Origin of the sequence: Pseudomonas sp. C27(2019) (assembly GCF_008807395.1) — a bacterium.
In the GTDB taxonomy this organism is placed as follows: domain Bacteria; phylum Pseudomonadota; class Gammaproteobacteria; order Pseudomonadales; family Pseudomonadaceae; genus Denitrificimonas.
In genome coordinates this window covers 402,581-429,535 of record NZ_CP043320.1, presented here as the reverse complement: position 1 = coordinate 429,535, position 26,955 = coordinate 402,581, and the positions used below count along the sequence as shown (strand labels likewise).

Here is a 26,955-nt window from a genome sequence, read left to right as displayed (position 1 = left end):
CTTAAATCTGCTCATCCTTTTAGCCTTATATTTCATTCGCTTTACGGTAGGTGCCTTGGTAATCAAATATCCGTTCTTGCACCTGCCAGTAGTGCTTGGTCTTGCGTGCAATCACAAAATCTGGGGCGGGTAATAAGGCTTGCATGGCAAGCACGTCTGCAATCTTGCTGAATTGTTGCGGCGCTTGTCCATTGGCTAAGCGTCGGCCAAATAGTTTATTGAAAACTGTACGCTGGGCCGGTTTGCTGAAATCAAAGGACTCGCTGAGCTCCTCCCCCTCTTCAGCGTGATAGGTGACTTTCAGTGTGTTCGCGTTATGGCTATCGGCTTTTCCTTTATGGGCGCTTAGGGTGATCCCCGCACAACGAATGACCATGGCATCTTTGAGTTTCAGCGCATCTTTTAGCTGATCATCAGGATCAATAATGGCTTTTTTGCACTGATGGCAATGACGCGCGGCGATATCATTCTCACTGCCGCAGTGCAGGCATTCTTTGAAACGAAAGCGGTAATCGCACTGCTCAGGGCGTTGGTCGTGCGCTGCTGTCTCTTCGTCTTCATCCCACTCCAGCAGCCCATGACAACGGCGACCGTAATGCTCAGTCACCTGCCCTGCACCGTCAGTTTTACCCCAAAAAATATTAGCAAAACCACAATCTGGGCAGAGTACTTGCACCGGCTCACTGTCAGGGTTGGGTTTCTTCTCACCCACTTCAGGGTGATACAAATTGACAGCGTTGCCGGCGTAATCAATCACCAAACAATCTTTTTTACCTTCATCCAGACGCAGACCGCGGCCTACAATCTGCTGGTACAGGCTGACCGACTGGGTCGGGCGCAGAATAGCGATAAAGTCCACATGTGGCGCATCAAAGCCGGTGGTGAGTACTGAGACGTTCACCAGATACTTTAATTGCCGTTGCTTAAAACGCTGAATCAATTCATCACGTTCACGCTGATCGGTCGCGCCGGTAATCAAGGCGGTCTGCTCTGGCGGCAAATAGTCGGTGATTTCCTTGGCGTGATCAACGGTGGCGGCAAAGATCATCACCGCCTGCCGCTTCACCGCCAGCTGCATGACTTGTTCAATAATGGCACGAGTGACCCTTTGATGTTTACCCAGCAGCGCATTCACATCTTTTTCTGCATACTCGCCAAAGCGGTTCTGCGCCAGCGTTGAGAAATCATATTGCGCCACCGCCGCATCAATCAACTCAGGCTTAGTGAGATAGCCTCGACTGATCATATAGATCAGCGGTAGCTCATAAATGCAGTGCACAAAAGGCTTATCCTCTTCGCTACGGACAAAGCCTCGATAGTGATAGCGATAAATCCAACCCATACCTAAACGATACGGCGTAGCAGTCAGCCCGAGCACTTTCAGGCCTTTATTTTGTTGGCGTAGCTGCTCAATAATCCGCTGATACTGACTGTTTTCGTCACCACTGATGCGGTGACATTCATCGATAATGATCAATGAATATTCATCTTTGAACTGCTCAAGATTGGCCGCCACCGATTGCACACTGGCAAAGGTCACTTGAAACTGACTTTCCTTACGGCTTAACCCCGCAGAAAAAATACCACCCAGCACACCATAGCTCTGGTACTTGGCGTGGTTCTGCTCAACCAGCTCTTTAACGTGGGTTAGCACCAGTATTTTACGCCGAGCCAGACGCGCCAATTCGGCAATCACCAGACTTTTACCGGCACCGGTCGGCAACACAATCACCGCCGACGCATCGGATTTGCGAAAGTGTTTTAAAGTGGCATCCACCGCTTCCTGCTGATAAGGCCGCAGCTTAAAAGGTGCATTCATTTGGCAGGGCTTAATCGTGATCAGGATTAAAAACGCTCATACTAGCAAATACCACTGCGCTTACCTGCTACCCTGTGAATAAATCTGTTGCGGCTTTTTGCTTGACTGCAATAGCTAAGGTTTCTGCGTGCTTGTTAGGAGTGTTTCCAGCGTATGAATGAAAATATCAAAACCCAAGGCCCTGCCGTCCCTGAAGAACAACTGATCGATGTGTATCGATCCAATCAGGATCAGGCCTCACCTTGGTTGGTGATCAGCGATCAAGTGATGGGAGGCGTGTCCACTGCAGCACTGCGCAAAGACCAGCGCCAGAATTCGAACTGTAGCTGCTTAGTGGGCCGCACCAGTTTGGATAATAACGGCGGATTCGTACAGATGCGGCTTAATATCGAGCCAAGTTGCTTGCGCCCTGACTATCGCGGCGTATTTATTGAGCTGTACGGCAGCGCACATGACTATAACTTGCACGTCAAAACCAATCAGCTGACTCGGCCTTGGCAATCCTATCGCTGCACCTTAGCGGTGCAGCCGCAATGGACTCGTTTTATCGTGCCCTACGAACAACTAAACGCTCACCGCACCGACACTGAACTGCAGTGCGCAGCTATCAGAAGCGTTGCCGTGGTGGCCATTGGTCAGGCGTTTGATGTTGATGTCTGTGTGCGGCGCTTCGGCTTTTTTATATAAAACCGGATGGTATTCAGAACACCCTGTCCCGGCTTTCCTGTGGTTGGATCACTGCAGTCGAGCATAATCACCTGAGCTTATCTGAGCGTGCGACTCTTCTTACCGATCAACCGCAGGCGTTATAAAGAGTAGCGCTCAAGCACCCTGTATACCGAGCCGACAGGACCTGGCTGACTTTCAAAGAGTACAAACTCATCCACCTGAAACGATCCGAACATCGTTTCCCTGTACTCGGTCAGCAAGTGCTCAACTGAGTCAGGCTGGCGATTGAATCGGGCTAGAGTGAGATGGGGACGAAATGTACGACGCTCTGTTTGTATTCCGAGGCGCTCTACTTGGTTTTTAATCGCGCTATGCAGGCCAATAACGGGCGCTTCTGACTCAACGCCCGCCCAAAGATGCTTAGGGGCACGCGGCTGACCGAAACAGCCCAGACCGACAATATTCAGCTCAAAAGCAGCCAAAGAAATATCACGTGCAGCTTCACGCGCCGCTAATAAAAGCGCTTCTTCTATATTGCCTAGAAACAACAAAGTCAGGTGCATCTGCTCAACACTTTGCCAACTGGCACCTGTCACCTCTGCCCTGACCTGCAATAGACGGTCTTTAATCTCAGCGGGAATCTCCAGTCCGAAGAATACTCTGCGCATGCTTTTACTCCGCAAAACTCATCTAGACATCATGCAAATATCGATTTTGAGAAGCTTTTTCATGCAAAAATATCACTCTCGAATTAAGGCGCATCTACCGCAAGCCACTGGACTAGTTCGCTAGAGCTCTTCAGTGCATACTGCCTTTTGATCAGCCTTCCAGACGGATCGAAGAGTAAAAGCTCTGCTGGGCTGGCACGGTGTTCAGCGATCAACTGGTCGCCCTCTGGGGTGCTAAGTTGGGCAATAAGAAAGAAAGCTTGGTCGCTAAGCTGATCGCGAGCTTTATTCATTTCTTCTGTCTGGGTCACGCTAACGCCAAGGTTTGGATCGTAGACAAACACCAAGGCCGGCTTGCCGGTGCCTATTTGTTCGTGGGTCCCCTTAAAACCTTTAGGCATTGCCGTTAATAGAAGCCCTAGAACTATCAATATGGATGTGATGACAGCGATTAAAACCCAAGGCTTTCGGCGAGTGGTGCTGGAGTTATATTTTTCGTTGATAACAAAATCCTCTTTTTATTTTGAAACTTTAAGGCTCTACATGCATGTCAGCTGGATCTGACTGTTAGAGCTGATTTCTTTTAACTACGGGTGCGCCCAGCTTCCTTCCAATACTGCTGAGCTGTTTGCAGTACCACCTCTGGTGCGACATCCACCGATACGGGAATATTGACATCGAGCCCCATGCTTATGCGTTGTAAGAAGTTATTATTCAAACGCTCACGCAAAGAACCTTGGCGCAGACTAATACGTAGATGTGGTGCTAGCCTTTCATCGGTGTAAAAAAGATCCATGCTAGCAACATCATTCCAAGGAACTAAATCTATACCATATTGCGCTTTCATTTTACTGCAGCATATTCCTAAGCGGTTGATGACTATTTTCTGCGGCCAGCTTCTGGAACTTATTTTCGAAAGCCAGAAGCCCAGCAATAAAAAGATAACGAATGCCACAGTAAAAATAATTCTTATCTCTACCGGCTCAGACTTTAAATAAAACAGCTGCACGAGAATAAAAAAACCACCGAAAATAAGAGCTGCTTGTTTAACACTGACTCCGCGATGATTGGGCAAAAACACTATTTCGTCTTGCATTATGAAACCCTAAGCATCAAGAAAACTGAGAAATGCAATTTAAAAGTAAAGGATTCAACTTTGATTTGCCTTAACGCTGCGCTCTACGGCAAGCTTGAAGCGCAGCGGAAAACTTGTCTAGCAGCAACGCCTTGTTAAATTATTACCGCTCACCTTCCAAGCTATGCCAAACTCGGAAAATAATGATGGCACTGGCATGAACTGAATATCGAACGATGTATTTTCCGAAAATCATATCTCGAACAGAGTCAGGTACCGGTGCCATTGCAACGGGTGTGCCCATTTTGGGGAAGTCTGGAAGTAATTCGATTTTGCCAACTAGCTCGGAGGCAATTCGAGTTGCCGCAGTCGGGTTGTGCACCGCAATGAACTCCCTGAGGCGTTTCAAATCATCAATGGCTTCATCCGTGTAAACCAGTTTCACTTACCCGACCTCGGTGCATCCTGCTCGTTTTCTGTTCCCCAGCTCTTAAGCCAGCCGTGAACCTCGCTAGCATCCACTACCTTACCTTGGGCAGCAGATTCCATTGCCCGCAGCGTTTGTTCCCAGCGCTCTTGCTCAAGCTGCTGCTTTGCTATGTATTCCGACAATGCCTGGTTGATTACCCACCCTTTACTTCGGTTTAACCTGCTGGCGATTTGTTCCAAGTGCTGCTCAACTTCTGCCTGAAGGCGAACTGTAGTGACGCTCATGGCTATACCCTCGAATTCTGAAACTACAACGTATTACATCATAGTTTGCGAGGTGCGGCAAAAATTTAACGCCAAAATAAGCGGCTGTAAGCCGTCGCGCTTGATTGCCTTGTTATGACCAGAAACCTATTCATGGCACAAGCTCGTAGTCATTACCGAATTCTTTTGTTTTGAACAGACGGAACTGCACATTACGGAGATCCAGGTATGGAAAACGGCTGGCATACTCTGCGACCTGAGCATCGAATGCCTCCTTGCCGTCTGAGTGATACCGCCACAGCGTTGGGCCGTAGGCACAATCCAGATAAAAGTTACCTATGAAAACTGCCTCACCTGGCTTGACTGTGAATGTTCCTCCAGCTGGTTTTCCGCCAGAGTAAAGTTTGTCTCGCTGGGCTGTAAGAAAGCCTACATCAGAAACAGAGCGCGCCACTTTGATGCTGAAAGCGCTGATGGCGTACTCTCCGGGCTCTAGCGAGTATGCATAGTTTATAAACACAGGATCAACAGCCAAGCGAGAAGGACTATGCAGAACAAGGGCCGGCGGAGTCTCATTGCTAATTGGACTTATTGGCAGCTTATCGAATGCCAAGCTAATAAGTTGGGCGTTTTCATAACTGCCGCAGCCCCACCAGCGGCCCCAGTTTACATCTAGTAGGACAATACCATTTGTTGCTTTGGTATTGAGATAGGACTCTTCTGTCACGATATTTGAAGCTTCAAATTTGATCGGCTGCGTGACACCTGCGCATGCTGACAACGCGATAGAAATTGCAATTAAAATATACTTCTTGATGATCATTCCTCGATGCCTGTGGGGCATAACAGTTTATTAGTAGGCATGCCCGTTTTGCTGCTTGGGTTTACTTTCTTTAAATTAATGTAGTGCATGAATAATAGAGCCTTTATCACTAAAAGCAAGATGATGTCAGCAGCAATTCGAGCATGCCGTCTATCTTGCTAATAACATGCACACTATCCTGCTGAGCAAGCTTGTAACCTCTTGTTTTTATTATCTTTAAATTAAAAAAACGAGTAAATAAGCATCTCTTAACTTTGAAACGAGCACACTTTTAAAGTTAAGCCAAAATAGACTGCATGGATGACCAGCCAGCCCAGCGTGCCACCTTGCAGAAACAGCCTGCAATTCTCGTGCAGAGCATAATTTGTACAAAGACGACCAGCGCCCAAACCCAACAGGCAAATAACGCGCAGCCCTTTCGAGTTTGCGCGTTATTTTGTGCCTCCATGTATCTTAACTTATTGAGCCTTGCAACTTAGGCCGCTGCTTTTTTGTATTCTTCACGCAACTGTTTAGCTGCTTTTACCATGTGTTCCAGCGCCGCTTTGGTTTCTGGCCAGGCGCGGGTTTTTAGGCCGCAATCTGGATTGACCCAGAGCTGCTCAACCGGAATACGTTTGGCCGCTTTACGCAGCAAGTTGGCCATTTCCTCGCTGTCCGGCACCCGTGGTGAGTGAATGTCGTACACGCCTGGGCCAATATCATTTGGATAATGAAAGGTTTCAAAGGCTTCCAGTAACTCCATTTGCGAGCGTGAAGTCTCAATGGTGATTACATCCGCATCCATCGCAGCGATGGAGTCGATCACATCATTAAATTCGCTGTAGCACATGTGCGTATGAATCTGGGTTTCGTCACGCACGCCGCTGGCGGTAAGGCGGAAGGACTCAGTCGCCCAATCCAAGTAGTGCTGCCACTCGGCTTTACGCAGCGGCAAGCCTTCGCGAAACGCAGCTTCATCGATCTGAATGATTTTGATCCCAGCGGCTTCCAAGTCCACCACTTCATCACGTATCACCAGCGCCAATTGACGTGCTTGCTGCTCACGTGACACGTCTTCACGCGGGAACGACCACATCAGCATGGTCACCGGGCCGGTCAGCATGCCTTTCACAACCTTATTGGTCTGCTGCTGGGCGTACTCAATCCACTCAACGGTCATGGCTTGCGGGCGGGTTAAATCACCGAAGATCACCGCTGGTTTCACACAACGCGAACCGTAGCTTTGCACCCAACCAAAGCGGGTGAACAGGTAGCCGTCCAGTTGCTCAGCAAAGTACTCCACCATGTCATTACGCTCAGCTTCACCGTGCACTAACACGTCGAGATCCAACTCTTCCTGCACCTGAACAGCGTGCTGGATTTCCGTCTGCATGGCTTGTTTGTAATCGGCTTCACTGAGTTTTCCTTGGCGGAACGCTAAACGTGCAGCGCGGATGTCTGCAGTCTGCGGGAATGAACCAATGCTGGTGGTTGGGAACAGTGGCAAGTCTAAACGCTCACGCTGCAACTTAATGCGCTCGGCAAACACAGATTTACGCTGACTGTGCGCTGGTGTCACTGCAGCTAAACGGGCCTGCACTTCTGGCTTGTGAATACGTGGCGAGTTGGCGCGGCTCTCTTGCACCTTGCGACTCTCTGCCAGTGCCGCTGTAACCTTGGCACTGTCTGGATTATTTAACGCTTCAGCCAAGATCGCCACTTCTGCCGTTTTTTGCACGGCAAAGGCCAGCCAGCTTTTCAGTTCTTCATCCAGTTGATCTTCGCGCTCTAAATCCACCGGACTATGCAGTAATGAGCAAGACGGCGCCACCCATAAACGATCACCTAAACGCTCGTGTGCATGTTTAAGGGTGTCTAATACCTTCTCAAGATCACAGCGCCAGACGTTACGACCATTGACCACGCCCAGTGATAGCACTTTGTAGGCCGGTAGGCGGTCCAGAATGGTTGGATACTGTTCTGGTGCGCGCACCAGATCAATGTGCAAACCATCCACCGGCAAGCCTGCCGCTAAACCAAGGTTGTCTTCTAAGCCTGCAAAGTACGTAGCAACCAGCTTCTTAAGCGGCTCTCTTTGCAATAAGTTATAGGCACGTTCAAAGGCGTTTTTCCATTCTTGTGGCAAATCGAGGCTTAAAATCGGCTCATCAATTTGCACCCATTCCACACCCTGTGCTGCCAAGCGTTGAAAAATTTCACCGTAGATTGGCAGTAGTTTTTCCAGCAAATCGAGCTTATTAAACGCTTCGCCTTTCACCTTACCCAGCCACAACCACGTCAGTGGACCAATCACCACCGGCTTAACGCTGTGACCCAACGCCAATGCTTCGTCCACCTCTTCAAATAACTGCTCCCAGCTCAGTGAAAACTCCAGGTCTGCAGTCAGCTCAGGGACTAAATAGTGGTAGTTAGTGTCGAACCACTTGGTCATTTCTTGGGCATGCGCACCGCCACAACAACTGCTTTCGACAACACCACGGCCCATGGCAAATAGAGTATCTAACGTTGGTTTTGCCCCTGCTTTAGCAAAACGCTCTGGCACCACACCGAAGGTCAGTGAGTGGGTCAACACTTGGTCATACCACGCAAAATCACCAACAGGCAGCAAATCAATACCAGCATCTTTCTGCAGCTGCCAATGTTGAGCGCGCAACTCCCGGCCCACTTGACGCAGGTTGTCTTCAGTGATGTCACCTTTCCAGTAGGCTTCAACGGCTTTTTTTAATTCACGATCACCGCCAATACGGGGGAAACCTAAGTTATGTGCTACGGCCACGGGTGTTCTCCTTTAAAATGAATGGCGCTATTGTCTTCATCTGGCCATAATGAGACAAACTCAAAATATTACTGATCATCAACAGTTTTTCTCATATTGAGATTTAATTGATAGCTTAAGGATTTTTTCATGCTGGACATCCGCCATTTAAAAACACTGGCCGCCTTGCGTGATGCAGGCAGTTTAGTGGATGCTGCCGAGCGCCTGCATCTCACCCAGTCGGCCTTATCGCACCAGTTTAAAGAGATGGAAGACCGTCTTGATATGCCATTGTTTGTACGCAAAACCAAACCGGTGCGCTTTACCAGTGCCGGATTACGTTTGCTCAGGTTGGCCGATGAGGTGTTACCGCTGATGCGCAGTGCAGAGCGGGATATTGCCCGCCTGCAAGGTGGTTCAGCGGGTCGTTTGCATATGGCCATTGAGTGCCACAGCTGCTTTCAGTGGCTGATGCCGACCATTGATCAGTTTCGTGATGCCTGGCCGGAAGTGGAGTTGGATTTAGCCTCAGGCTTTTCTTTTGCACCGCTGCCCGCGCTGGCGCGTGGTGACTTAGATTTAGTGGTGACGGCTGATCCGATTGAACTGACCGGTATCAGCTACATTCCCTTGTTCGCCTATGAAGCCTTACTCGCCGTGGCAAAGCAGCACCCGCTGGCGCAGAAAGCCTATATTGAGCCCGAAGATTTACGTGAAGAAACACTGATCATCTACCCTGTCGAGCATGACCGCTTAGATATTTTCAATCACTTTCTAGAGCCTGCCGATATTGAACCGGCACAAGTACGCACATCTGAGCTAACGGTGATGATGATGCAGTTGGTGGCCAGCGGCCGAGGTGTGTGCTGCTTACCGAACTGGGCAATGCATGAATACAGCTCAAAAGGCTATGTCAGCGCCCGTCGTTTAGGTGAGGAAGGTTTGTTTTCAACGCTGTATGCAGCAGTGCGTACCGACATGCTCGACGCTGCCTTTATGAAAGACTTCTTGCTGACTGCGAAAGACACGTCCTTTGCCACGCTCGCTGGAGTCAGCGCAGTAAAAGAGTAATGCTAGATAACCATGCTTAGCCAAGCAAAATAATAGCCCAGACCGCTGCAATCATTATCATGCCGACCATCTGCGCAGCACTGCCCATATCTTTGGCATTTTTAGACAGCGGATGACGCTCTAAAGAAATTCGATCAATCGTTGCTTCAATAGCTGAGTTAAACAGTTCGATAATTAGCGACAGCAAGCACACTGCGACCATCAGCGCATGCTCACTACGAGTGACCGGCAAGAAAAAACTGGTGGGAATTAAGATGATATTGAGCAATAGCAGCTGACGAAAAGCGGCTTCACCAACAAAGGCGACGCGCAAACCAGCCAACGAATAGCCGGCAGCATGAATGATACGGCGTACACCCGAACGGCCTTTAAATGGCGACATAAATACCTTGATGACGAGATCAAGCAACAAAGGTTTCAGCAGCATGGCGTCCTTGCCAACATCACACTAGCAGATAGAGCGCTTTACTCGCTCTGTGGAATCGATTCCATCTGCTGCAATAGCAATGCAGCTTGAGTACGGGTACGCACATTGAGCTTACGGAAGATTGCCGTTACATGCGCTTTAACCGTTGCTTCAGACACATTTAAGTCGTAGGCAATTTGTTTGTTGAGCAAGCCATCACAAACCATGGTCAGAACACGAAACTGTTGCGGAGTTAAGCTGGCCAAACCTGCGCTAGCCGCTTTTTCTTCAGCGGTAACTGCAGCTGTAGCGGCCGTTTGTGCCGGCCACCAGACATCACCATCAAGCACCACTTGTACTGCTTTTTGAATATCTTCCAGAGCGCTGGATTTCGGGATAAAACCGCTGGCACCAAACTCACGTGAACGTGCCATGATCATTGATTCTTCTTGCGCTGAAATCATCACCACTGGAATCTGTGGATATTGCCCACGCAATAACACCAGCCCAGAAAAGCCATGGGCGCCTGGCATATTTAAATCCAGTAGCACCAAATCCCAATCTGATTTTTCTTGCAGGTTCGTTTCTAATTCCGCAATATTTTCAGCTTCAACTAAACGCACATTATTGCCCAAACTAAGTGTTAGGGCTTGACGCAGCGCACTGCGAAATAAAGGGTGATCGTCTGCAATCAATATTTCATAGGCAGCCATTATTTAGGATCCTGTGTCTTGAATATAGTGGCGCTGTGCGACTTGCTGATCCATGGATGAACGGTCACATAAAAAACCATAAAATTCCGCCCTCACGTCTACGCAAGCACTCACAAGCAGCATGTTCTGATGAGTTTTGTCTTACAAATTAGGACTATAGTACATAAAACCTAGCCAAAGGTCTTATGTTGATCACAAAATTCCGAATTTACCCGAAAATACAGCGCAAACCCATTAGTATCGAATAAAATGCTTGCGATAATATTGCAATTCAGCAATTGAATCTTGAATATCAGCCAGCGCTAAATGTACTTCGCCTTTTTTAAAACCATCACGAATCTCCGGTGCCCAGCGTGCTGCTAACTCCTTGACCGTTGAGACATCGAGATTACGGTAATGAAAATAAGCTTCTAACTTGGGCATATGGCGGTGCAAAAAACGACGATCTTGGCAAATACTGTTACCACACATCGGCGAGGTATTGGCTGGCACCCATTTTTCTAAGAAGGCGATGGTCTGTGCCTCACCTTCTGCTTCAGTGATACGGCTGTCACGTACACGCTGGGTTAAGCCGCTACCACCATGCTGGCGAGTATTCCACTCGTCCATGCCAGCCAACACCTCATCTGATTGATGTATTGCCAGCACAGGGCCTTCAGCAAGAATATTAAGCTGACTATCTGTAACAATAGTGGCCATTTCAATGATCAGGTCATTATCGGTATCCAACCCGGTCATTTCTAAGTCGATCCAAATTAAATTTTGTGCACTATACATGGCTCACCTCAGGGTTATTAAGTGTCTTATGCCTGTGAAGCTCTGCTCGTTAGATGCAACGCTTCAACGCATCAATTAATCTTTGATTTTGCTCTTCGGTGCCGATGCTTATGCGTAAAAACTGGTCAATACGTGGTTGTTTAAAATGGCGCACCAATACACCCTGCTCACGTAATTGCGCAGCCAGCTCTTGGCCATCACGGCTGCTATGGCGCGCAAAGACAAAGTTAGCTGCTGAGGGCAACACTTCAAAACCCAATGCAGTCAAGGCTTCAGTCACCCACTCACGGCTAGCAATCACTTTATTGCGCGTATTGTGAAAGTGATCGGCATCCGCAAAAGCGGCTGCTGCGCCAGCAATAGCGGCGCGGTCGAGCGGATAGGAGTTAAAGCTGTTTTTGATGCGCTCTAAGCCTTCAATCAAATCGGGATGACCAACCGCAATACCAACACGCAAGCCTGCTAAAGAGCGTGATTTGGAGAGTGTTTGCGTGACCAGCACGTTGTCGTACTTCTTCACTAGGCTGATTGCAGAATCGCCACCAAAATCAATATAGGCCTCATCCACCAGCACCACTGAGTCGGGGTTGGCTTTTACAATCTGCTCAATCTTATCGAGCTCTAACAAGCAACCGGTTGGCGCATTCGGGTTCGGGAAGATAATCCCACCATTGGGCTGTTGGTAGTCTTCAGCGCAAATTTGAAAGTCATCATCCAGCGGCACTGGCTGTTGCTCAATGCCGTATAAGCCGCAATAGACCGGATAAAAACTGTAGCTGATGTCGGGAAACAGCAAGGGTTTGTCGTGCTGAAACAAGCCATGAAACGCATGCGCCAATACTTCATCGGAGCCATTACCAACAAATACATATTGCGGACCAACCGAATAATAGTCTGCAACTGCCTTCTTAAGAAGATCACAATTAGGGTCGGGGTACAAACGCAAATCATCGCTGATTTGTGCTTGCATCGCAGCAATGGCTTTAGGCGATGGCCCATAGGGATTTTCGTTGGTGTTGAGCTTAATTAAACGCTCAATCTTCGGCTGCTCACCCGGCACATACGGCACTAGGTTTTTAACAAAAGGACTCCAAAACTTACTCACGTATTGCACTCCTAAACTGAGTCAATCGCTGCGCCTAGGCAACGATTTAAATGCTCGATCAGCGCTTACTTTGGCAGCTGATACTCTATCGTTCTAATCGGTTTTAATACGATATTCTGCTGAACGCGCGTGCGCGGTTAACGATTCACCACGGGCGAGTACCGAGGCAACTTTACCCAGTTCTGAGGCACCTGCTGGGCTGCAGTAAATAATCGAGGAACGCTTCTGAAAATCATACACGCCTAACGGCGATGAAAACCGTGCGGTGCCCGAGGTTGGCAACACGTGGTTGGGCCCTGCGCAATAATCACCCAAGGCTTCAGCTGTGTAACGGCCCATAAAGATCGCGCCAGCATGTCGAATCTGCGGCAGTAACTCATCTGGGTTTTCCACCGATAGCTCCAAGTGCTCTGGCGCAATGCGATTGGCCACGTCGATTGCTTGCGCCATATCAGCAACAAGAATTAAAGCACCGCGCTCACGCATTGAAACGCGCGCAATGGCTTCACGCTCTAGGGTTGGCAATAAGCGTTGCATGCTTTGTTCAACACGCTCTAAGAAGTCTGCATCAGGGCTGAGTAAAATTGATTGTGCGTCTTCATCGTGCTCGGCTTGCGAGAACAGATCCATAGCAATCCAATCAGGATCAGTTTTGCCGTCACAGATCACAAGGATCTCGGAAGGACCGGCAATCATATCAATGCCGACTTTACCGAACACGTGGCGCTTGGCGGTGGCAACATAGATATTGCCTGGTCCAACAATTTTATCCACTGGCGGCACGCTTTCTGTGCCGTAAGCCAGTGCTGCCACAGCTTGCGCGCCACCAATGGTAAACACGCGATCAACACCTGCAATCGCAGCAGCAGCCAGCACCAATTCGTTGATTTCTCCACGCGGGGTTGGTACCACCATCACCACTTCAGCAACGCCAGCCACTTTCGCAGGAATGGCATTCATTAAAACCGATGAGGGATACGAGGCTTTACCGCCTGGTACATAAAGACCTGCACGATCGAGCGGCGTGACTTTTTGGCCCAGTACTGTACCGTCAGCTTCGGTATAGCGCCATGAGTCCTGCACTTGATGCTGGTGATACTCGCGTACGCGACGTGCAGCTGTTTCTAACGCTGTGCGTTGCTCAGGCGTGATACGCGTGAGGGCTAATTCAAGGCGCTCGCGCGGCAGAATCAAATCACTCATCTGCGCGACATCTAGGCCATCAAACTGGCGAGTGTAATCGATCAGCGCTGCATCACCGCGGCTGCGAACATTAGCAATGATGTCCAGTACGCGCAGATTAATATCAGCGTCTGACACACTTTCCCAGCTTAACAGTTGATCAAGCTGGCTGTTAAAATCTTCATCTTGGGCATTTAAACGTCGAACAATAGTCGCGGCAGTCATAGCGGGCCTCAATATTAAAAAAGCACTCGGGCGCCATCAGACTAGCAATCCTTCTGCGCGGGCACCCGATCAATTCGGCTATGACGCAGATAGGCGGCGTGCATCAGGGTGCACACCGGTACACTTTACAATCAGTGTCGTGCGCCTACCGCAACACTTAGCGTATCAATCAGCGCTTGAATATCTGCGTGCTTCATTTTCATCGAAGCACGGTTGACGATCAAACGTGAACTGATGTGTGCGATCAACTCTTGCGGCTCTAAACCATTGGCACGCAAGGTATTACCCGTATCCACCACATCAATGATTTTATCAGCAAGCCCGACTAACGGCGCCAGCTCCATCGAGCCGTACAGCTTAATGATATCAACCTGACGACCTTGCTCAGCATAGTAGCGCTTGGCAACATTGACGAACTTGGTGGCCACGCGCAAACGACCGCTTGGCTCTGGTGTATCCACTGGACCGGCAGTCATCAATTTGCATTTAGCAATCTGTAAGTCAAGCGGCTCATATAAACCTTGACCACCATACTCAAGCAATACATCTTTACCGGCTACACCTAAGTCCGCAGCACCCAGCTCTACATAAGTGGGCACATCGGTGGCGCGCACGATCAGCAAACGCACATCATCGCGCGTGGTAGGAATAATCAGCTTGCGGCTTTTTTCTGGATCTTCGGTCGGAACAATACCGGCTTGTTCTAGCAACGGCAGGGTATCGTCTAAGATTCGACCTTTTGACAGTGCAATAGTTAACATAAATCTAGCCCGGAACTCGGCGAATTTTCGCACCAAGGAGCTGCATCTTTTCCTCAATACATTCGTAACCGCGATCAATGTGATAAATGCGGTCAATTAGGGTGTCCCCCTCAGCCATCAGCGCAGCAATCACCAAGCTAGCTGAGGCGCGCAGGTCAGTGGCCATCACTGGCGCGGCTTTAAGCTGCGGGATACCTGTAACAATCGCGGTGTTGCCTTCAATTTGAATTTTCGCACCCATGCGCTGCATTTCTAATGCGTGCATAAAGCGGTTTTCAAAGATGGTTTCAATCACGGTACCTGTGCCTTCAGCCAGCGCATTTAAAGCAATAAACTGCGCTTGCATGTCGGTAGGGAAAGCGGGGTATGGCGCGGTACGTACATTCACTGCCGTAGGACGCTTGCCGTGCATGTTCAGCTCAATCCAATCTTCACCGCTCGTGATTTCTGCACCTGCCTCTTGCAGCTTAGATAGCACAGCCTCAAGAATGGTTGGATCGGTATCTTTTAATTTAACGCGACCACCGGTCACTGCTGCAGCAACTAAATACGTCCCGGTTTCAATACGGTCTGGCATCACTACATAGCGCGCGCCACCGAGCTTTTCCACACCATCAATAATAATAGTGTCGGTCCCCGCCCCTTGAATTTTTGCGCCCATAGCGATTAAGCAATTGGCCAAATCAACAATTTCTGGCTCACGCGCTGCGTTCTCTAGGGTGGTACGGCCTTTGGCTAAGGTTGCCGCCATAAGGATATTTTCAGTGCCGGTCACACTGACAATATCAAAGAAGAAGTTACCGCCGCGTAAGCCGCCCTCAGGCGCTTTAGCTTTAATATAACCATCTTCAACAGTAATTTCGGCACCCAAGGCTTCTAAACCGCGAATGTGTAAATCGACTGGGCGCGAACCAATCGCACAACCACCAGGCAAGGCCACTTCAGCTTGACCAAAGTGTGCCACCATAGGCCCTAACACTAGAATAGAGGCGCGCATGGTCTTTACTAAATCATAGGGCGCAACTAATGTTTTAATGGTGCGCGGATCAATTTCTACGCTGAGTTTTTCATCAATAACGGGCTCAATACCCATACGACCAAACAACTCAATCATCGTGGTGATGTCGTGCAGGTGCGGTAAATTGCACACTGTCACAGGCGCGCTAGCCAATAAAGTTGCTGCAAGAATCGGTAACGCAGCGTTTTTTGCGCCTGAGATACGGATTTCACCGTCTAAGCGGTGACCCCCAGTAATAATTAGCTTATCCATTAGAGTCTCGTTTGGTTGCTTTAAGAGCGTTCGGCCCAAGCCGTGCGAGTATAGAATTTCATCGTCACCGCATGAATACTGCCATTGGCAATCCAATCACTTAACACTGCATTAACTGCTTGCTGACGCTTAAGAGGACCTAACGCCGCTAAATCATCGCAGACAATATTGAGCTGGAAATTGCAGCCTTCGCCTTCTACTTCTACATAAGCATTGGGTAACTTTTCTTCTAACAATTGTTTTACTGCTACAGCTTGCATAATTAACCTCTTTAACAGCAGCCAGCATTTTTTGCGGCCGCTTTATTAGCATTTATTCAATATGTATTGTTTTCAACATCGTGGGGCTTAAGACCGAGAATCTCAGTCAAGCCACATACGTGAGCAATTTTGCGCATATCATCAGGCAATTGAACCAATTCAATTGTTTTCCCGTATTGCTGTCCATCACGCATAAAGGCCAACAGCAAGGCCAAGCCAACACTGCTCGACTTTTCCACTTCAGCGCAATTCAGTTGTATGCTTTTACTGGCACTCTCACGAATCAAAGCCTGACCTTGCTCTCGTAAAAGCGGGCCGCTTTCATGGTCTAAGATGCCTTTAATGTAGACAATACCGGCTGGGTCAAAACTCACACTCGCCTTACTCACGCCCCCTCCTGAGCAGCGCGTGTTTTAGCTACCGTATCAACCCAAGTATCAATGACGCGATCCAAGTCTTGCGCATTACGCTGCATTGCTTCGGCAAATTGATCACGGAACAATTTGCCTAAATTAATTCCATTAATAATCACATTACGCATGCGCCACTGATTATTGATTTTAACCATGGTATAGGACACTGGATAAATCACACCTTTTTGATCTGTGACTTCCATGCGCACTTCGCTGCGATTATCACCTTGAGCTATCTCATTGGGCAATACACGAATGCCCTGATTGTCGTACTCAAGCAATGCATTGCCATAGAACTGCATCAAACTGCGCTTAAAGTTCTCTTGAAAGCGCTGCATCTGTTCTGGCGTGGCGCGACGTGAATAACGCACAGTCATGACGCTTCGAGAAATGCCATCAGCATCAACCACGTCACCTAAGATGTTATCCATCGCATTATAAAAAGCTGTCGGGTCAGCGCGGTACAGCTCTTTATTAGCAGCTAGATCGCCAAGCAGCTCTTGAGTCGTTTGCTCCACCACGGTACGCGCATCCGTTGCTGCGGCGCTCAGCCCGCTAAATGCCAACAGAGCACATAAAAACCCATAACGTAACTTTGCCAACATAACAATTATTCCTGATTAACTGTGTTCATTAGAAACTTACCAATCAACTCTTCAAGTACCAAAGAGGATTGTGTGTCATAAATTATATCGCCGTCGACTAACACATCCTCTTCGCCACCGACGCTAAAGCTAATGTATTTCTCACCTAACAAACCCGCAGTTAAAATGGATGCAGTAGTATCCGTCGGTAAGTTATCTACTCGGCGCTGCACTTCCATTACGACCTTACCCGTATAGGTTTCGGTATCAAAATCTATACTCACCACTTTACCCACAGTCACCCCAGCCATTGTCACTTTAGCACGCGTGGTCAAGCCGGCAATATTGTCAAAATGCGCAGTTAACTTATAGGTGTCGGTACTGCTGGCCATGGTTAAACCACTGACCCTAAGCGCCAATAACAATAACGCGAGAATACCCACCAATAAAAACACGCCTACACTAATCTCTACGGCACGGATTCGCATCAGAAATCTCCAAACATTAAAGCAGTCAAAATAAAGTCCAAACCCAGAACCGCTAACGAGGCATACACCACTGTGCGCGTCGTGGCACGACTGATACCTTCAGAGGTTGGCTCGCAATCATAGCCTTGGAACACTGCTATCCAAGTCACCACAAAGGCAAACACCACACTTTTAATTACACCATTGAGCACATCATCGTAAAAGTCGACACTGTTGATCATATTGCCCCAATATGAGCCGTCATACACGCCCAGCCAATCCACGGCAACCATCGCACCGCCCCAAATGCCGACCACAGAGAAAATCGCTGCCAATAAAGGCATTGAGATAAAGCCAGCCCAAAGGCGTGGTGCAATAATGTACTTGAGCGGATCAACACCAATCATCTCAAGACTCGACAGTTGTTCAGTGGATTTCATATTGCCAATCTCAGCAGTTAAAGCTGACCCGGCACGCCCAGCAAACAGCAGCGCGGTAACCACTGGCCCTAACTCGCGCAGCAAGGTCAAAGCAACCATCTGCCCCACCGCTTGCTCAGAGCCAAAGTCGACCAAAATACTATAGCCCTGTAGCGCCAACACCATGCCAATAAACAGGCCTGAGACAATAATAATCGCTAAGGACAAGACGCCCACTGAATACAATTGTTTTACCAGCAAGTGTAGACCTGTGCCCGCACCGCCACGACCGATTAACACATGCCATAAAAAAATCAGTGATCGCCCCATTGCCTGCACAACATCCAAGCCAGAGCGGCCGAATAATGCAATACGATCCAATAACGACTGACGCGCCATTTAGCGACCCCCTAATAAGTCGTCACGATAGTCAGGCGCTTCAACGTGGAACGGCACCGGACCATCAGGAATACCCTGCATAAACTGACGAATGCGCGGATTATCTGAATTCATCAAATCATCAGGCTGCCCCTGACCCAAGACCTGCCCATCCCCTATGACATACAAATAATCAGAAATACTCGCCGTTTCTGCCAAGTCATGCGAGACCACCACGCTGGTGATACCCAAGGCATCGTTAAGCAAACGAATCAATCGCACGAGTACGCCTTTAGCAATCGGGTCTTGGCCAACAAACGGCTCGTCATACAATAAAATATCCGGATCCAAAGCAATCGCTCGGGCCAAGGCCACGCGGCGCTTCATACCACCTGACAGCTCATCAGGCATTAAATCAATCGCCCCGCGCAAGCCCACAGCTTGCAGCTTCATTAAAACAATGTCACGAATCATTTCATCGGGCAGTTTTGTGTGCACGCGTAATGGAAAGGCGACATTCTCAAACACATTTAGATCGGTAAATAACGCACCACTTTGGAACAAAACGCCAAACTGCTTGCGCATGTCGAACAACGCAGCGCGCGATAGACTTGGTAAGTTTTGGCCATTCACCCAGACTTCACCTTGCTCAGGTTTAAGCTGGGCTGCCATCAGGCGTAACAAGGTCGTTTTACCGCAACCAGACGGGCCCATCACGCCAGTAACTTTGCCTCGCGGAAAATGGATATCGACCTTATCGAAAATCTTCCGTGAGCCACGCCGAAACGTCAGGCCTTTAAGTTCTACGGCGAAAGTATCGTCAGCCGACATGTAAACTCCCGCTAAATAAGATTAATTTGTTGGAACATCAAACATCTATTGATCATCGCGCACACAACAAGCAGCGCAATATAGCATTGTCAGAGCAGACACCCAATAGAGAAAAGAAACTGCCACTCAGAACCGCCTATCTTCTATACAGTGGTTATAAACAACAAAGGCACTTTAAAGTGCCTTTGTTGATAGTTACGCACTCAGTTTAGCAATCAATGCTGATGACCGCCCTCACCGTGTACATGGCCATGCGCAACTTCTTCTTCGCTTGCAGCGCGAACATCAACGACCTTAACTTTAAAGTTAAGCTGCTGACCGGCCAATGGGTGGTTGCCATCAATAGTGACTTGCTCACCTTCGATTTCACGGATGGTAACAATCTGCATACCACCATCGGGAGCAGAGGCATGAAACTGCATACCTACTTCTAGCGCATCAACGCCTTCAAACATTTCACGACCGATATTAGTGATCAGCTCTGCGCTGTACTCACCGTACGCATCCTCGGGCTCGATACTGACGTCTAACTCGTCGCCAACTGCTTTACCCGTTAATGCGTTCTCTAAACCAGCAATAATATTGCCTGCACCATGCAAATAGACCAACGGCTCTGCGCCTTCAGAGCTGTCAATCACTTCACCAGCGTTGTTACTGAGCGTGTAGTCAATGGCGACAACGTGTTGATTGGCGATCAGCATAAAATAAAAACCTTAATAAAATTGAATGAGTGCGAAAGTTTACCTGCACCTGTGACGTAATGCGACTTTAGATTAAATAGACCAATGCTAACTTGACCTGACTCCATCTAGCACATGAAGATTAGGGTAACTTCTAAATGATACGGTCACTGTGCAACGCATTTAGACCGCATCCGACTTTCTATTTATATCAAAAGGATCTTCAATGTCGTCTCGAAATATATTGGTTATCAACAGCGGTAGTTCGTCTATTAAATTTGCACTGGTTAACGAAGACAGTGAAGAATTTCTTATCCAAGGACTTGCAGAACGCTTAGGCAGCAGCGATGCGGTTTTGAACTGGGAACTGGACGGTGAAAAGCATACCACTTTGTTAGACGGCGCTGATCACCTAGCCGCCTTTGCACGCTTATTACCTTTAGTGCAAAAAGCCAGCGACGGTAAATTAACAGGCATCGGTCACCGTGTGGTCCATGGTGGCGCACACTTTACTGAAGCTTCATCGCTAAGCCCCGAAGTGATTGACGTGGTTCGTCGCGCAGCAGTACTCGCTCCATTGCACAACCCTGCCGGATTGATTGGTATTGAAGCGGCTATGGATCTGTACCCTGAGTTACCCCACGTTGCCGTGTTTGATACTGCTTTCCACCAAACCATGCCGCCCCATGCTTATCGTTATGCGGTGCCTGAGCACCTGTACACTGATCACCATGTGCGTCGCTATGGTTTCCACGGCACCAGCCATATGTATGTCAGCCGTAAAGCTGCTGAAATGACTGGCTTGCCGGTAGAAGACAGCTGCTGGCTTACCGCTCACCTTGGTAACGGCTGCTCGACTGCCGCTGTTGTTAACGGCGAAAGCCTAGATACCAGCATGGGTTTAACACCGCTGGAAGGCTTAGTCATGGGCACTCGCAGTGGTGATGTTGATCCAAGCCTACACAATCACCTAGCACGTACGCTAGGTTGGGATGCTCAGCGTGTTGAAACCATGCTGACTAAAGAAAGCGGCCTGTTAGGCCTCTCTGGCTTATCTAATGATATGCGCACCCTGATTGAAGCTCGCGAAAAAGGTGATGAACGCGCCACCCTAGCAATTGAAGTGTTTTGCTACCGCTTAGCCAAGTCCCTGGCCGGTATGGGCTGCGCCCTACCTAAATTAGATGGTCTAATCTTCACCGGCGGTATTGGTGAAAACGCCAGTCTTGTACGCAGTAAGACTCTAGATTACATGCGCTTACTCAACTTCAAACTTGACGATGCAGCAAACTTGAAGTGTATTCGTGGGCAAGGCGGCATTATCAGTGCTGACAATCACCCGCGTGTACTGGTTATTCCGACCAACGAAGAACGTCAAATTGCTGTTGAAACACTGGCTTTGATCGACGCTAACGCTTAATACAGGACGCCCGCTTCATGCATACTTTTTTACTTGCCCCAACCGGGTTCGGTGTTGGTTTATCCTCAATCAGCTTGGGCGTTGTCCAAGCTTTATTGCGCTCAGGCCTGAAAGTTGGTTTTTTCAAACCCATTGCGCAGCCACACCCTGACGATACTGGCCCAGAGCGCTCAAGCGCACTGATGCAAGCCACCCACGGTATTAGCCAACCCAAAGCACTGTCTTTAGCTTATGTTGAGCGCATGATTGGCAATGGCCAGCTCGATGAGTTGATGGAAGAAATCGTCAGCATGCATCAACAGATTCAGGCTGAATACGACATCATTATCGTTGAAGGTATGACGCCATCACGTCAGGCTAACTACGCTGAGCGGATCAACGCCTATCTCGCTAAGACTTTAGACGCTGAAGTTATTCTTGTCAGCGCACCCAGCAGCGGTGACCTCAACGAGCTGTCAGACCGCATTGAAATGCAAGCTCAGCTGTTTGGTGGCACTAAAGACCCTAAAGTTCTTGGCGTCATTATCAACAAAGTCGAAGATGCACCGCTTGCAGGCTTTGTTGAGCGCCTAAAAAGCCACCTACCGGCATTGCGCAAAGGTGATTTGCACCTTATTGGCTGCATTGCTAAGAACGATGAGCTCAACAATGCGCGCACCAGCGACTTTGCTGAGCTGATAAAAGCCAAAGTGCACAACGCCGGTGATATTACAAAACGTCGCGTACAGAAAGTCATTTTATGCTCGCGCACTGTGGCCAACATTGTGCCTTTGTTGCAACCAGGCGTATTAGTGGTATGCCCTGGCGACCGTGACGATATTATTTTGGCCACCAGCTTGGCCGAAATGAACGGCGTACTGCTGGCTGGCTTACTGTTAACCGGCGACCTAACACCCAACCCGGTCATTATGGATATTGGTGAACGTGCACTGCAAGGCGCTTTACCAGTGATGAGCGTGCCAACGGGCTCATACGATACCGCTTATAACTTGACGCGCTTATACAAAGGCATCCCGATCAGTGATACACAGCGCGCCAAAGCCGTCACTGACTACATTGCCGGCTACTTGGATCAAGACTGGCTAGCAGCGCGTTGCGAAACCACGCGCGAGCTGTTGTTGTCACCGCCTGCATTCCGCCATCAGCTGGTTAAGCGCGCACAAGCTGCTAATAAGCGTATTGTTCTGCCCGAAGGCAATGAGCCACGCACCATTCAAGCAGCGGCTATTTGTCAAAAACGCGGCATTGCTCGCTGCGTACTGCTCGCCAAACCTGAAGAAGTGCATGCCATCGCCAAAGCGCAAGGCATTGAGCTGCCAGCTGACCTAGAAATCATTGATCCCGCATCCATCCGTCAGCGCTTTATTGCACCGATGGTTGAACTGCGCAAAAGCAAAGGTTTGACACCACAATTAGCAGCTGTGCAATTGGAAGACACTGTTGTCTTAGCCACGATGATGCTGGCTGAAGACGAAGTGGACGGTTTGGTATCTGGCGCGGTACACACCACTGCCAGCACCATCCGCCCTGCTTTGCAGCTGCTCAAAACTGCACCGGGCTACAATTTGGTGTCATCCGTATTCTTTATGCTGCTGCCTGATCAAGTATTGGTCTATGGTGACTGCGCAGTGAACCCTGATCCGGATGCAACTCAACTGGCTGAAATCGCACTGCAAAGTGCCGAATCAGCGCAGGCCTTTGGTATTGACCCTAGGGTTGCGATGATCAGCTACTCAACCGGTGACTCTGGCACCGGTGCTGAAGTTGAAAAGGTGCGCGAAGCCACGCGCATTGCACGTGAAATCAAACCCGAACTGGCCATTGACGGCCCACTGCAATATGACGCAGCCAGTATCGAAAGTGTTGGTCGCTCAAAGGCACCAGACAGCTTGGTTGCTGGTCGTGCTACCGTGTTTATCTTCCCCGATTTGAACACCGGTAATACCACGTACAAAGCTGTACAGCGCAGCGCTAACGTGATCAGCGTTGGCCCAATGCTGCAAGGCCTGCGCAAGCCGGTAAACGATCTGTCACGCGGTGCTTTGGTTGACGATATCGTCTTCACCATTGCCCTGACTGCGATCCAAGCGGCGAACATGCCTAAGTAACACCGATATTTAGAGTCACTGCCGCAGCTTTCGCAGTGACTCTAAAGTCTCACGCAGTACTTGCACTCCTACGCAGAAACGATAACCATAACCATAAAACAGCATCTATTTCTGCTGCGCTCAGCGCATTATTCTAAGGTATTGCTTCTATGTTGCATGGTTTCCCTCCTTTATTTAGAGGCATACTTGCTTCGTTATTACTGGCGCTAAATACACTGTTTTGGTGCTGGCCACTATTTTTCTTCGCAGTCCTAAAACTAATTTTGCCATTCGCGCCCATGCAACGCAGCCTGCGCTTTGCTATGCACTGGATTGCTGAATCTTGGATTTCGGTAAATTCATTTTGGATGCGCCTGGTGCAACCGATTAAATGGGACGTTAAAGGCCTAGAAAAGCTCGATATGACCCATTCTTGGCTGGTAACCAGCAACCACCAAAGCTGGGTGGATATCTTGGTACTGCAGTACCAGTTCAACCGTCGCCTACCCTTCCTCAAGTTCTTTTTAAAAAAGGAATTGATTTGGGTGCCGGTGATTGGCCTCTGCTGGTGGGCGCTGGAGTTTCCATTTATGAAACGCTACAGCAAAGCCTACCTAGAAAAGCATCCAGAGAAACAAGGGCAAGACCTAGCCACTACGCGCAAAGCCTGTGAACGTTATAAAACCAATCCTGTATCGGTCTTTAACTTTCTCGAAGGCACACGCTTCACCCCTGAAAAACATGACCAGCAGAACTCTCCCTTTACGCATTTACTCAAGCCCAAAGCCGGTGGCATCGCCTTTGTCCTAGATGCTATGGGCGAGCAGCTACACGGCCTGGTCAACGTCACCCTGCATTATCCTGAAGGCCGCCCCAAACTCTGGGACTTACTGAGCGGACAAATCAAGCACATTGTTATGCGTGTAAAGGTCGTGCCGATTCCCAAGCAGTTTATTGGGCAAAGCTATGATCAAGACATGGCCTACCGTGCTGAGTTTCAAGAGTGGGTCAACCAGCTGTGGCTGGAAAAAGACCAACAACACCCACTAGCGGCCTTTTTGCCACCATAGTCGATAACGCGCGACTGTTCGTCTGGCCGTGATGCGCGCTATACTTAATGACTTAAAAAGCACATGCACTGTGCGTTAAGCCTGTTTTAGCGCATCCATTGTTTGCACATCCACACCGAGTCTGCTGGTTAAAAGCACTTGATGTTCCCTTCACTTTAGAGGAGCGTTTCATGACCGTTATTAAGCAAGATGATTTGATCCAAAGCGTTGCCGACGCCTTACAGTTTATTTCTTATTACCACCCGCTCGACTTTATTCAAGCCATGCACGAGGCTTATTTACGTGAAGAGTCTGCATCAGCTAAAGATGCCATCGCGCAAATCCTGATTAACTCACGCATGAGCGCCACTGGCCATCGCCCACTGTGCCAAGACACCGGTATCGTGACTGTATTTGTTCGTGTGGGCATGGATGTACGTTGGGACGGCGCGACCATGAGCCTCGACGAGATGATCAACGAAGGTGTGCGTCAGGCTTATAAATTGCCTGATAACATTCTACGCGCTTCAATTTTGGCAGACCCAGCCGGTGCCCGACGCAACACCAAAGACAACACCCCAGCAGTGATTCATTACTCTATCGTACCGGGTAACACGATTGAGTTTGATGTAGCAGCCAAAGGCGGCGGCTCAGAAAACAAAGCCAAAATGGCCATGCTCAACCCATCTGACTCTATCGTTGACTGGGTGCTGAAAACTGTTCCAGAAATGGGCGCAGGCTGGTGCCCACCGGGCATGCTCGGTATTGGTATTGGCGGCACCGCAGAAAAAGCCGCGGTAATGGCCAAAGAAGTACTGATGGAATCCATTGATATTCACGAACTGCAAGCACGTGGTGCACAAAACCGTGTTGAAGAGCTGCGCTTAGAGCTGTTTGAGAAAGTTAATCAGTTGGGCATTGGTGCGCAAGGCTTAGGCGGCTTAACCACTGTACTTGATGTTAAAATCATGGACTACCCAACCCACGCAGCCTCTTTGCCTGTGTGCATCATTCCAAACTGCGCGGCCACACGTCACGCACACTTTGTACTCGATGGCTCTGGCCCTGCAGTACTCGAAGCGCCTCCTTTGGATGCGTTCCCAGATATCGTTTGGGAGGCGGGTCCTTCAGCGCGTCGCGTTAACCTCGACACTTTAACGCCAGAAGACGTACAAAGCTGGAAGCCAGGCGAAACTGTTTTACTCAACGGTAAAATGCTGACCGGCCGTGACGCTGCACATAAGCGTATGGTTGATATGCTCAACAACGGTGAAGAACTACCGGTTGATCTTAAAGGTCGCTTTATCTACTACGTCGGCCCGGTTGATCCAGTGCGTGAAGAAGTGGTCGGCCCAGCAGGCCCGACAACAGCCACACGTATGGATAAATTCACCCGTCAAATCCTCGAAAGCACAGGCTTACTGGGCATGATTGGTAAATCTGAGCGTGGCCCAATCGCCATTGAAGCCATCAAAGATAACAAAGCAGTGTATTTGATGGCCGTTGGCGGTGCAGCCTACTTGGTTGCGCAAGCCATTAAGAAATCACGCGTAGTGGCCTTTGAAGAACTGGGTATGGAAGCCATTTACGAGTTTGAGGTTAAGGACATGCCTGTGACTGTTGCTGTCGATACCTTAGGTGAATCCGTGCACATCACCGGCCCTGCCGTGTGGAAAAAGAAAATTGCTGACAGCTTAGCGGTTGAGATCTAATTATTCCCTAACCGCTGTGTTAATCTAGCAACCAGGCCGAGACTCAGTTCTCGGCCTTTTTATTTCCCCCCTATGACAGATGCCGAGACCCATATTGCGGTATGCATCCAATATTTAAGTGAGCGTATCGTGGCCAATCGTCGTTACAGCTGCATTGCTTTAAGCAATCCCAAATCACCGACCAATGTCGGCTCAATCATGCGAGCTGCTGGCTGCTATAGCGTCAACAGCGTTTTTTATACCGGCACCCGTTACGATCGCGCTAAAGACTTTATTACTGACACCAAAAAAGTCCATCAAGACGTACCGCTGATCAACATCGATGATTTACGTAAAATCTTGCCGCTGGGTTGCGTCCCCGTAGCGATTGAACTGGTTGAAGGCGCACGCTCTTTGCCCGACTACACCCACCCCGATCGAGCGTTGTATATTTTTGGCCCAGAAGATGGCTCGCTAGATAAAGACATTCGTGACTGGTGTGAAGATGTGGTGTACGTACCAACCAATGGCTGCATGAACTTAGCTGCCACGGTCAATGTGGTGCTCTATGACCGACTAGCTAAAGGTTTAAACACCCGCTCAGGACCATTGTTTAAATAGTAAGCGCCGACATTTTTGAATTGATCAGACTTAAGGGAGA

The 26,955-nt window shown here is 49.0% G+C and carries 29 protein-coding genes; 7 read left to right on the top strand and 22 right to left on the bottom strand.

Translation table 11 applies throughout. The features are described 5' to 3' along the window. Positions 1-25 precede the first annotated feature (25 nt). Positions 26-1,819 (bottom strand): DEAD/DEAH box helicase, encoded by a 1,794-nt coding sequence (locus FXF61_RS02055; RefSeq protein WP_151183707.1) that lies wholly within the window; start codon positions 1,817-1,819, stop codon positions 26-28. A gap of 153 nt (positions 1,820-1,972) precedes the next feature. Between FXF61_RS02055 and FXF61_RS02050 the strand changes: the two genes are divergently transcribed. Continuing rightward, positions 1,973-2,506, top strand: a complete 534-nt coding sequence (locus FXF61_RS02050) for a CIA30 family protein (protein ID WP_151183706.1) — start codon at positions 1,973-1,975, stop codon at positions 2,504-2,506. A 119-nt stretch (positions 2,507-2,625) separates the two neighbouring features. Here FXF61_RS02050 and thpR read toward each other — a convergent pair whose 3' ends face one another. The 7 genes from thpR to metE all read right to left on the bottom strand — a co-directional run bounded on the left by thpR (position 2,626) and on the right by metE (position 8,526). Then, positions 2,626-3,156 carry an RNA 2',3'-cyclic phosphodiesterase gene (thpR, locus tag FXF61_RS02045; protein WP_151183705.1) on the bottom strand — a complete coding sequence of 177 codons (531 nt, stop codon included), beginning with the start codon at positions 3,154-3,156 and terminating at the stop codon, positions 2,626-2,628. A gap of 83 nt (positions 3,157-3,239) precedes the next feature. Beyond that, positions 3,240-3,557 carry a hypothetical protein gene (locus tag FXF61_RS02040; protein WP_218571824.1) on the bottom strand — a complete coding sequence of 106 codons (318 nt, stop codon included), beginning with the start codon at positions 3,555-3,557 and terminating at the stop codon, positions 3,240-3,242. Between the two features lie 182 nt (positions 3,558-3,739). Then, complete coding sequence (locus tag FXF61_RS02035; protein WP_151183703.1) at positions 3,740-4,252, bottom strand: hypothetical protein; 513 nt, start codon at positions 4,250-4,252, stop codon at positions 3,740-3,742. A gap of 142 nt (positions 4,253-4,394) precedes the next feature. Beyond that, a complete protein-coding gene (locus tag FXF61_RS02030) occupies positions 4,395-4,676 on the bottom strand; it encodes a type II toxin-antitoxin system RelE/ParE family toxin (RefSeq protein ID WP_151183702.1) in 282 nt (93 codons plus the stop codon). Beyond that, positions 4,673-4,945, bottom strand: a complete 273-nt coding sequence (locus FXF61_RS02025) for a CopG family ribbon-helix-helix protein (RefSeq protein WP_151183701.1) — start codon at positions 4,943-4,945, stop codon at positions 4,673-4,675. Before FXF61_RS02025 ends, FXF61_RS02030 begins: the two co-directional genes overlap by 4 nt. A gap of 130 nt (positions 4,946-5,075) precedes the next feature. Continuing rightward, positions 5,076-5,747 (bottom strand): hypothetical protein, encoded by a 672-nt coding sequence (locus tag FXF61_RS02020; protein ID WP_151183700.1) that lies wholly within the window; start codon positions 5,745-5,747, stop codon positions 5,076-5,078. Between the two features lie 475 nt (positions 5,748-6,222). Then, positions 6,223-8,526 (bottom strand): 5-methyltetrahydropteroyltriglutamate--homocysteine S-methyltransferase, encoded by a 2,304-nt coding sequence (metE, locus tag FXF61_RS02015; RefSeq protein WP_151183699.1) that lies wholly within the window; start codon positions 8,524-8,526, stop codon positions 6,223-6,225. A 129-nt stretch (positions 8,527-8,655) separates the two neighbouring features. Between metE and metR the strand changes: the two genes are divergently transcribed. Beyond that, entirely contained in the window at positions 8,656-9,576 is a 921-nt protein-coding gene (metR, locus tag FXF61_RS02010) for a transcriptional regulator MetR (RefSeq protein ID WP_151183698.1), read from the top strand. 16 nt (positions 9,577-9,592) lie between these two features. On the opposite strand, the gene FXF61_RS02005 is transcribed toward metR, so the two are convergent. The 14 genes from FXF61_RS02005 to FXF61_RS01940 all read right to left on the bottom strand — a co-directional run bounded on the left by FXF61_RS02005 (position 9,593) and on the right by FXF61_RS01940 (position 20,068). Next, positions 9,593-9,958, bottom strand: a complete 366-nt coding sequence (locus FXF61_RS02005) for a diacylglycerol kinase (protein WP_151185973.1) — start codon at positions 9,956-9,958, stop codon at positions 9,593-9,595. Positions 9,959-10,041: 83 nt separating this feature from the next. After that, positions 10,042-10,695 (bottom strand): response regulator transcription factor ErdR, encoded by a 654-nt coding sequence (gene erdR, locus FXF61_RS02000; protein ID WP_151183697.1) that lies wholly within the window; start codon positions 10,693-10,695, stop codon positions 10,042-10,044. 234 nt (positions 10,696-10,929) lie between these two features. Then, entirely contained in the window at positions 10,930-11,472 is a 543-nt protein-coding gene (gene orn, locus FXF61_RS01995; protein ID WP_151183696.1) for an oligoribonuclease, read from the bottom strand. A gap of 49 nt (positions 11,473-11,521) precedes the next feature. Then, on the bottom strand, positions 11,522-12,577 hold the full coding sequence (gene hisC, locus FXF61_RS01990; RefSeq protein WP_151183695.1) for a histidinol-phosphate transaminase: 1,056 nt from the start codon (positions 12,575-12,577) through the stop codon (positions 11,522-11,524). Positions 12,578-12,670: 93 nt separating this feature from the next. Next, positions 12,671-13,984 carry a histidinol dehydrogenase gene (gene hisD, locus FXF61_RS01985; RefSeq protein WP_151183694.1) on the bottom strand — a complete coding sequence of 438 codons (1,314 nt, stop codon included), beginning with the start codon at positions 13,982-13,984 and terminating at the stop codon, positions 12,671-12,673. A gap of 131 nt (positions 13,985-14,115) precedes the next feature. Continuing rightward, positions 14,116-14,745: an ATP phosphoribosyltransferase gene (gene hisG / locus FXF61_RS01980; RefSeq protein ID WP_151183693.1), complete on the bottom strand. Its 630-nt coding sequence runs from the start codon at positions 14,743-14,745 to the stop codon at positions 14,116-14,118. 4 nt (positions 14,746-14,749) lie between these two features. Further along, the gene (gene murA, locus FXF61_RS01975; RefSeq protein WP_151183692.1) at positions 14,750-16,015 is read right to left on the bottom strand and encodes a UDP-N-acetylglucosamine 1-carboxyvinyltransferase; all 1,266 of its coding nucleotides are present in this window, start codon (positions 16,013-16,015) and stop codon (positions 14,750-14,752) included. A 20-nt stretch (positions 16,016-16,035) separates the two neighbouring features. Further along, positions 16,036-16,275, bottom strand: coding sequence for a BolA family protein (locus FXF61_RS01970; protein WP_151183691.1), 240 nt, complete (start codon positions 16,273-16,275; stop codon positions 16,036-16,038). 56 nt (positions 16,276-16,331) lie between these two features. After that, positions 16,332-16,664 carry a lipid asymmetry maintenance protein MlaB gene (locus FXF61_RS01965; protein ID WP_151183690.1) on the bottom strand — a complete coding sequence of 111 codons (333 nt, stop codon included), beginning with the start codon at positions 16,662-16,664 and terminating at the stop codon, positions 16,332-16,334. Then, positions 16,661-17,293, bottom strand: a complete 633-nt coding sequence (locus FXF61_RS01960) for a phospholipid-binding protein MlaC (RefSeq protein WP_151183689.1) — start codon at positions 17,291-17,293, stop codon at positions 16,661-16,663. The genes FXF61_RS01965 and FXF61_RS01960 overlap by 4 nt, the downstream gene beginning before the upstream one ends. 5 nt (positions 17,294-17,298) lie before the next feature. Further along, positions 17,299-17,760, bottom strand: coding sequence for an outer membrane lipid asymmetry maintenance protein MlaD (mlaD, locus tag FXF61_RS01955; RefSeq protein ID WP_151183688.1), 462 nt, complete (start codon positions 17,758-17,760; stop codon positions 17,299-17,301). Next, positions 17,760-18,557 carry a lipid asymmetry maintenance ABC transporter permease subunit MlaE gene (gene mlaE, locus FXF61_RS01950; protein ID WP_151183687.1) on the bottom strand — a complete coding sequence of 266 codons (798 nt, stop codon included), beginning with the start codon at positions 18,555-18,557 and terminating at the stop codon, positions 17,760-17,762. Before mlaE ends, mlaD begins: the two co-directional genes overlap by 1 nt. Next, positions 18,558-19,367: an ABC transporter ATP-binding protein gene (locus FXF61_RS01945; RefSeq protein WP_151183686.1), complete on the bottom strand. Its 810-nt coding sequence runs from the start codon at positions 19,365-19,367 to the stop codon at positions 18,558-18,560. It abuts the gene before it with no gap. 215 nt (positions 19,368-19,582) lie between these two features. After that, a complete protein-coding gene (locus FXF61_RS01940) occupies positions 19,583-20,068 on the bottom strand; it encodes a peptidylprolyl isomerase (RefSeq protein ID WP_151183685.1) in 486 nt (161 codons plus the stop codon). 205 nt (positions 20,069-20,273) lie between these two features. Here FXF61_RS01940 and FXF61_RS01935 point away from each other — a divergent pair, with 205 nt between their 5' ends. From FXF61_RS01935 to FXF61_RS01915, 5 genes are all read left to right on the top strand, one after another. Beyond that, positions 20,274-21,467, top strand: a complete 1,194-nt coding sequence (locus tag FXF61_RS01935) for an acetate kinase (RefSeq protein ID WP_151183684.1) — start codon at positions 20,274-20,276, stop codon at positions 21,465-21,467. 17 nt (positions 21,468-21,484) lie between these two features. Then, positions 21,485-23,575, top strand: coding sequence for a phosphate acetyltransferase (gene pta, locus FXF61_RS01930; RefSeq protein ID WP_151183683.1), 2,091 nt, complete (start codon positions 21,485-21,487; stop codon positions 23,573-23,575). Between the two features lie 149 nt (positions 23,576-23,724). Continuing rightward, the gene (locus FXF61_RS01925; RefSeq protein ID WP_151183682.1) at positions 23,725-24,624 is read left to right on the top strand and encodes an acyltransferase; all 900 of its coding nucleotides are present in this window, start codon (positions 23,725-23,727) and stop codon (positions 24,622-24,624) included. 170 nt (positions 24,625-24,794) lie between these two features. After that, a complete protein-coding gene (locus FXF61_RS01920; RefSeq protein WP_151183681.1) occupies positions 24,795-26,315 on the top strand; it encodes a fumarate hydratase in 1,521 nt (506 codons plus the stop codon). A gap of 129 nt (positions 26,316-26,444) precedes the next feature. After that, positions 26,445-26,915 (top strand): RNA methyltransferase, encoded by a 471-nt coding sequence (locus tag FXF61_RS01915; protein ID WP_151185972.1) that lies wholly within the window; start codon positions 26,445-26,447, stop codon positions 26,913-26,915. Positions 26,916-26,955 lie beyond the last annotated feature (40 nt).